7 protein-coding genes are annotated in these 6,662 nt (G+C 66.6%); 6 read left to right on the plus strand and 1 reads right to left on the minus strand.

The features are described 5' to 3' along the window. Nucleotides 1-294: 294 nt before the first annotated feature. The 5 genes from A5652_RS16030 to A5652_RS16050 all read left to right on the plus strand — a co-directional run bounded on the left by A5652_RS16030 (nt 295) and on the right by A5652_RS16050 (nt 5,843). Nucleotides 295-3,051, plus strand: coding sequence for an ATP-binding cassette domain-containing protein (locus A5652_RS16030; RefSeq protein ID WP_197513976.1), 2,757 nt, complete (start codon nt 295-297; stop codon nt 3,049-3,051). A 96-nt stretch (nt 3,052-3,147) separates the two neighbouring features. After that, on the plus strand, nt 3,148-3,588 hold the full coding sequence (locus A5652_RS16035; RefSeq protein WP_067353223.1) for a DUF402 domain-containing protein: 441 nt from the start codon (nt 3,148-3,150) through the stop codon (nt 3,586-3,588). Between the two features lie 113 nt (nt 3,589-3,701). Beyond that, nucleotides 3,702-4,592 carry a non-homologous end-joining DNA ligase gene (gene ligD, locus A5652_RS16040; protein ID WP_067353226.1) on the plus strand — a complete coding sequence of 297 codons (891 nt, stop codon included), beginning with the start codon at nt 3,702-3,704 and terminating at the stop codon, nt 4,590-4,592. Beyond that, entirely contained in the window at nt 4,585-5,370 is a 786-nt protein-coding gene (locus tag A5652_RS16045; RefSeq protein ID WP_067353228.1) for an Fpg/Nei family DNA glycosylase, read from the plus strand. Before ligD ends, A5652_RS16045 begins: the two co-directional genes overlap by 8 nt. A gap of 56 nt (nt 5,371-5,426) precedes the next feature. Then, the gene (locus tag A5652_RS16050) at nt 5,427-5,843 is read left to right on the plus strand and encodes a hypothetical protein (RefSeq protein WP_067353231.1); all 417 of its coding nucleotides are present in this window, start codon (nt 5,427-5,429) and stop codon (nt 5,841-5,843) included. A gap of 27 nt (nt 5,844-5,870) precedes the next feature. Here the strand turns inward: A5652_RS16050 and A5652_RS16055 are convergent, their stop codons facing one another. Then, nucleotides 5,871-6,317, minus strand: coding sequence for a nuclear transport factor 2 family protein (locus A5652_RS16055; protein ID WP_067353233.1), 447 nt, complete (start codon nt 6,315-6,317; stop codon nt 5,871-5,873). 121 nt (nt 6,318-6,438) lie between these two features. Here A5652_RS16055 and A5652_RS16060 point away from each other — a divergent pair. Further along, on the plus strand, nt 6,439-6,662 hold a 224-nt coding region (locus A5652_RS16060), incomplete at its 3' end, for a YciI family protein (protein WP_232001208.1).

Below are 6,662 nucleotides of genomic sequence, written 5' to 3' on the forward strand. Positions count from 1 at the left end.
TCGTGGCCGGGCACCGCCCAGGTGTTGCCGCAACGTGATGCGGATCGCACACCGCGGGCATGCGCCTCGCGATCGGGCCCTCTATTCCGTCTTCCTGTCTGTCAGCACAGCACTGTGCTCGGCACGCACGGACACAATCGAAGATTGCAACCTCCCGATCGAATAATGCCGTACCGCAGTGGGCGATTCGTCGCAGCAGGCTATGAATGCGCTATGAGTCGCCGAATCGAAACAAAGCGAAGTCACAGCTGGGTCCAATAGAGCGCACTGCCGACGCGGGCCGATACTTGAGTAGTGACTCGACCCGCCCCGCCCATCCTGACAATTCGGCATGACGGGTCCCAACGATCCTTCGCGGCCGGCCACGAGGTGGTCGTTGGTCGCGACGTGCAAGCCGATGTGCGCATCGCCGATCCGCGCATCTCGCGCGCGCATCTGATCCTGCGGTTCGACCAAGGCCGTTGGCTGGCAATCGACAACGGCTCGCTGAACGGGACCTACCTGAACGGCTACCGGATGCCGGTGGTCGATATCCACGACGGCCAGAGCCTGCACGTCGGAAACCCCCAAGGTCCGCGCCTGACCTTCGCGATCGGCCCGCAGACCGGTCACGCCGGCCTGCCACCCCGGCCCCGGCCGAGCCACGACTCGGGGCCGCCGACCCTGGCCTGGTCGGCGCTTGCTGAGCAAACCAGCCCGACGCACCCGCCGCAGCGCCCGCAAGCCCGGCCCGGCGTCCCCGACAGGGGCCCGGCGCGCGGCGGTCCCCAGGGGGCGCCGTCGCGCCCAGTGCCACCCCGGCAGCCGGCGAGACCGCCAAATCCCCCGCCGCGGCAGCCCGCGGTGCCGCCGCGACAGGCGCCACCGCCCCGCGTGCCACCGGCACCGCCGCCACGAGGCGCCCCACCCGAGGAGCTGACCGTCGTCGACCCCGGCTCGCCGGGAAGGTTGCAGGTCACACCACCCGGCGCGGACGAAACCACGGCGCCGCCCCAGCCATCCCCCACGCCCGCGGCGGAATTCACCGTGATCAACGCCAAGACGGCCGACGTGTCCAACCTCGCGACCCGTTTTGTGAAATTGCTCTCGCCACGCGCGTCGTCGGCCGCGGGCACCACGGGCGCCATGACGATCGGCCGCGCCCCCGAGAACGACATCGTCGTCTCCGACGTATTGGCCTCACGTCAGCACGCCAGCTTGGTGCCCACCCAACTGGGCACCGAGATCCGGGACAACAGCGTCAACGGAACGTTCGTCAACGGCACCCGGGTCGGCTCCGCCATCCTGTCCGACAACGACATCGTCACCATCGGCAACGTCGACCTGGTGTTCCGAGACGGCACCCTGACCGAACACACCAGCGCCGCCGCCCGCACCGGCGGACTCGAGGTGCGCAACGTCAAGTACGTCGTCGACAACGGCAAACAACTGCTGGACGACATCTCGCTGACCGCGCGCCCCGGCACGTTGACCGCCGTGATCGGCGGTTCGGGCGCCGGAAAGAGCACACTGGCCCGGCTCATTGCCGGTTACACCACCCCGACCTCCGGCTCAGTGACCTTCGAGGGCCACGACATTCACGCCGAGTACGCATCCCTGCGCAGCAGGATCGGCATGGTCCCGCAGGACGACGTGGTGCATCGCCAGCTGACCATCAACCAGGCGCTGGGCTACGCCGCAGAGCTGCGGCTGCCACCGGACACCGGCAAAGCGGACCGCGCCAAGGTCGTCGCCCAGGTGCTCGACGAACTCGACCTGACCAAGCACGCCGATACCCGCGTCGAGAAGTTGTCCGGGGGACAACGCAAACGCGCCTCGGTGGCGCTCGAGTTGCTGACCGGGCCGTCATTGCTGATCCTCGACGAGCCGACCTCGGGTCTGGATCCCGCGCTGGATCTGCAGGTCATGACGATGCTGCGCCAATTGGCCGATGCCGGTCGGGTCGTACTGGTGGTGACACACTCGCTGTCCTACCTGGACGTGTGCGACCAGGTATTGCTCATGGCTCCCGGCGGCAAGACCGCCTACTGTGGCGCGCCCGACCAGATCGGTGGGGCAATGGGCACCACCAACTGGGCGAAGATCTTCACCCAGGTCGGCGCCGACCCCGACGAAGCCAACCGCCGCTTCCTGGAACAGAACGAGGCCCAAAAGCGGCCCCAGAGGTATCTACCGGACAAGACCGACGAGCCGAGCAGCCTCGGCGAACCGGTTCACACCAGCGTGCGGCGCCAGATCTCGACCATCGCCCGCCGGCAGGTCCGCCTGGTGATCGCCGACCGCGCCTACTTCGTCTTCCTCGCGCTGCTGCCGTTCATCCTCGGCTCGCTGTCTCTGACCGTGCCCGGCACCAACGGTTTTCACGTCCCCGCACCCAACGCGGGCACACCCGACGAAGCCGCGCAGATACTGGCCCTGCTGATGCCGGCGGCGGCATTCATGGGTACCGCCTTGACAATTCGCGATCTGGTCGGCGAACGCCCCATCTTCCAGCGCGAGCAAGCGGTCGGGTTGTCGACCACCGCCTACCTGCTCGCCAAGACCGCGGTGTTCTGCGGTTTCGCGATACTGCAGTCGGCGATCGTCACCGCAATCGTGGTGATCGGCAAGAGCGCCCCGACGCGCGGCGCGGTATTGTTCGGCCACTCGACCCTCGGGGCCACCGTCGAACTGTTCGCCACCGTCGCGGCAACGTGTGTCGCCTCGGCCATTCTCGGACTGGCGATTTCGTCGCTGGTGCGCTCCAGCGAGCAGATCATGCCGCTGTTCGTAGTGACGGTGATGGCGCAGCTTGTGCTGTGCGGCGGGATGGTGCCGGTAACCGGCCGGCTTGGTTTGAACCAGCTTTCGTGGGCGATGCCGGCGCGCTGGGGCTACGCCGCGGCGTCGGCGACGGTGGATCTGCGCCACCTGGTCCCCGATTCGCTGCTGTCCCAGGATCGATTCTGGCAACACACGCCGAAGATCTGGCTGCTCGACATGGGCATGCTGGCCGCCTTATCGCTCTTCTACGCCGGCTTCGTGCGATGGAAGATCCGCTTGCGCCGATAGCGGCTCGCCCGGCAGCGGTAGGGTGACACCATTCACCCGCCCAAGCACGAGACGTTCGACCTCCTGGCCCGCACAAACACCGATCCCAAAGGCATCGTGCGGACCGTCGACGAGTACGCAGTGCAGCCGTGGGGCCTCTACATAGCCCGCCCCACTCCCGGGCGCGCCCAGTTCCATTACCTCGAGTCCTGGCTGCTGCCGTCGTTGGGTTTGCGCGCCACCGTGTTTCACTTCAATCCCGGGCATGAACGCGACCATGACTATTACCTGGATGTGGGCGACTACGTGCCCGGCCCCACCGCGTGGCATTCCGAAGACCACTATTTGGACATCGAGGTCCGCACCGGCGCCAGAGCCGAACTCACTGATATCGACGAGCTACTGGACGCCGTCCGCCACGGACTGCTCACCCCCGAGGCCGCCGAGCGAGCGGTGCGCCGTGCCGTGGCCGCCGTCGACGGATTGGCGGCAAACGGCTATGACCTGTCACGGTGGCTGGCACGCCAAGGAATGCCACTGACCTGGCGCCTGCGGTAGCCGTTTTCGCAGTCGGACTACGGGTATGCCCGTGACATGCCTTTCGTCGTAGGGCACAGCGACCCCCACGATTCGGCGCGCCGCGCCGCAGACGTAGTTCGCGAGACACGCTGATGCCACGCATCGAGGTCGAGGTCACCCACCCGGATCGGGTCATGTTCCCGGCCGACGGGATAACCAAGCTAAACCTGGCCGACTACTACGGCGAGGTGGCCGAAACCATGCTGCCGCATCTGAAGGGCCGCCCCCTGACCGTGCAGCGTTTCCCGCGAGGCATCGGCGAAAAGGGCTTTGTGCAACAGGATTTCGCCGATACGCTGCCGGATTGGATGAACGGGGTTCAGGTCGACAAAGAAGGCGGCGCCCTGGTGCATCCGCTGGCCGACCGCCCGCAAGCCCTGCGCTGGTTGGCCAACCAGAACTGCATAACCCTGCACGTCTGGCAGTCGCGGCAAGGCAACTTGAACCATCCCGACCGCTTGGTCTTCGACCTCGATCCGTCCGACGCCGATTTCGCGGTGGTGCGCGCGACCGCCCGCACGGTGGCCGACGTGCTCGATGACCTGGGGCTGGCGAGCTACGTGCAGACCACCGGATCTCGGGGGCTACACGTGGTGGTGCCGTTACGCGCCGACGCCGACTTCGACACTGTGCGGCAATTCGCCCGCGACGTCGCCGAAGTCGTCGCCGCCGACGATGACGCGCACCGCACCGTGGAAGCCCGCAAGGATAAGCGCGAGGGCCGCATCTACCTGGACGTCATGCGCAACGCCTACGCGCAGACCGCCGTCGCGCCGTACTCGGTGCGGGCCCGCCAAGGCGCGCCGGTGGCCACCCCGCTTCAGTGGGACGAACTGGACGTGCGCGGACTGCGAGCCGATCGGTTCAGCATTCGCGACGTCCCCGAACGGCTTGCGGGGCAAGGCGATCCGTGGGCCGACATGTTTCGGCACGCCCGCTCGCTGACCCGGCCGATCGAGCGATTGGCGAAACTTCGTGCCTGAACTGCCGGATGTCGAAGGGTTCCGGCGCGAGCTGGCGAAAACGTTGCCCCGCCGACGAATTCAGCACGTAGACGTCCGCGACCCAGGGATTCTGCGCAACGCCTCCGCCACCGCACTCGCGCGGCGTCTGGTCGGCCACCGCTTCGAAGCCCCGCGCCGGCACGGCAAATGGCTGATACTGCCGACCGACGGCCCGACCCTGCTGATCCACAGTGGCATGACCGGACACCCGTACTACGCCAACGCCGACAACGAGCCGGAAAAGTATGAGCGACTGGTGGTGTCGCTCGACCAAGGTGAACTGCGCTACGCCGACCTCCGCAAGCTGCGCGGGGTCTGGCTCGCCGCCGACGACGCCGAGCTCGCCGAGCTATTGGGTGCACAGGGGCCCGACGCGCTGGGCATGGATCTGCGAGAGTTTCGGAACGTGATTGCCGGGCGACGCAAGGGTGCCAGGCAGCTGAAGCCGACGCTGATGGACCAGTCGGTGATCGCGGGCCTCGGCAATCTGCTCGTCGACGAAATCTGCTGGCGGGCCAGAATACGGCCCACCCTCCCCGTTGCTGAGCTGGACGACGACGCCGTCAAACACTTGCATCGTGCAATGACGCAAGTACTGCACACCGCGGTACGCCACGGCCGTGTCCCTGGCCTGTCGCGCTGGCTCACCGGGGCACGCGACGATCCGGACCCGCACTGCCCGCGCTGCGGCACCCAGCTCTGCCAGGGCCGGATCGGCGGCCGGATGTCGTTCTGGTGTCCCCGTTGCCAGTCCTAGCTGCTGTATCGAACGGCCTGGTGGACCCGTCGCCGTTGCGCGTAATCTCAGCTGCTATGAGCTCCCATGGCCGCAAGCTTTTCCCGCTCGCCGCGATGACGATCATCGCCGCCGGCGCCCAGCTGAATTCGGCAACGGCAGGAGCGGATCTACACAACATCACCTATCGAGCCAGGGTCGACGGCGTGACGACCGGTAGCCAGGCCATCTTCGTGATCAACGGCGGTCAGACCAACACGGCCGGGCTGAGCTCGATGCCCGGCAACGCATTCGAAGCCGACACGGTGTTGCCCGACCCGCAGCAGGCCGGCATGCGCGTCGTGGTGCACTTCCCGTACTCGGCGAACGTGCACTGCGAGATCGACGTGGACGACAACGTTTTCGTGCAGTCCGACCAGATGGTCAGACCCACACCCGGAAACGCCGATCCGAACAACGGTGCGCTGCAGTGCGGCGCGCCATTGCCGGCTTGAATCTATCTGCAGCACAACGCGCATCGCTCAGGGTTCGAGATCGGTGGCCGCGCGCAACGACGCGTCCATGTAGAACGGCGTCGAATCGTGCCGGTGCGCGATACGCCAGGAACCGTCGACGCGGCGCAGGCCGAAGGTCGAGCGGTACCAGATCGAGTGCGATTCGCTTTCACCGGCACGGGTGAACGTCATCTTCGTCAGGGAATGAACGAACGCGACGTCGCCGTCTTGCGTCACGACCGGGTCGTGGAAGGAGATCTCCATCGGGCGCTCGAATCCCGCGAACCACGCCTGGGTTCCTGCCACGGTGCCGTACGGGGTGTCGGGGCCCTGCTGCAGCGGCGGGGCAAGCGAATACGTCACCACGTCGTTCGTGTTGAGCGCAAAAAGCGCCTCGGCGTCATGCGTGGCGTGCGCGGCCACGAGCTTGTCGAGAACAGTATGTACGTCGGTTCCGGTGCGGCTGATCTGCATGTTGATCCCTTCTCGTGGGGCCCTTGAAGCGGTCCCTTCATAGGGGTGTCGAATCAGGCGCCCCGGTTTCGACACAGGAGCGCAATACTTTTTCAATTCGCGGAGATCCCGGGAGGCCGTAGTGAAGTACATGATCCTGATCCAGAGCAATCCGCAGTTCCTCGAGCGCTGGAAGGCGTTGCCCGAGGATATGCGGGAGCGGTTCGGCCACGATCACGTCGCGCTCAGCGCGGAGCTCGCCGAATCCGGTGAGCTCGTGGCGAGCGAAGGCCTCGCGGATCCCGCTCTGGCGAAACGAGTCGCGGTCGACGACAACCAAACGGTGATCAGCGACGGGCCCTTCGC

It is taken from the genome of Mycobacterium sp. 1165178.9 (assembly GCF_001673555.1).
Classification (GTDB): Bacteria; Actinomycetota; Actinomycetes; order Mycobacteriales; family Mycobacteriaceae; genus Mycobacterium.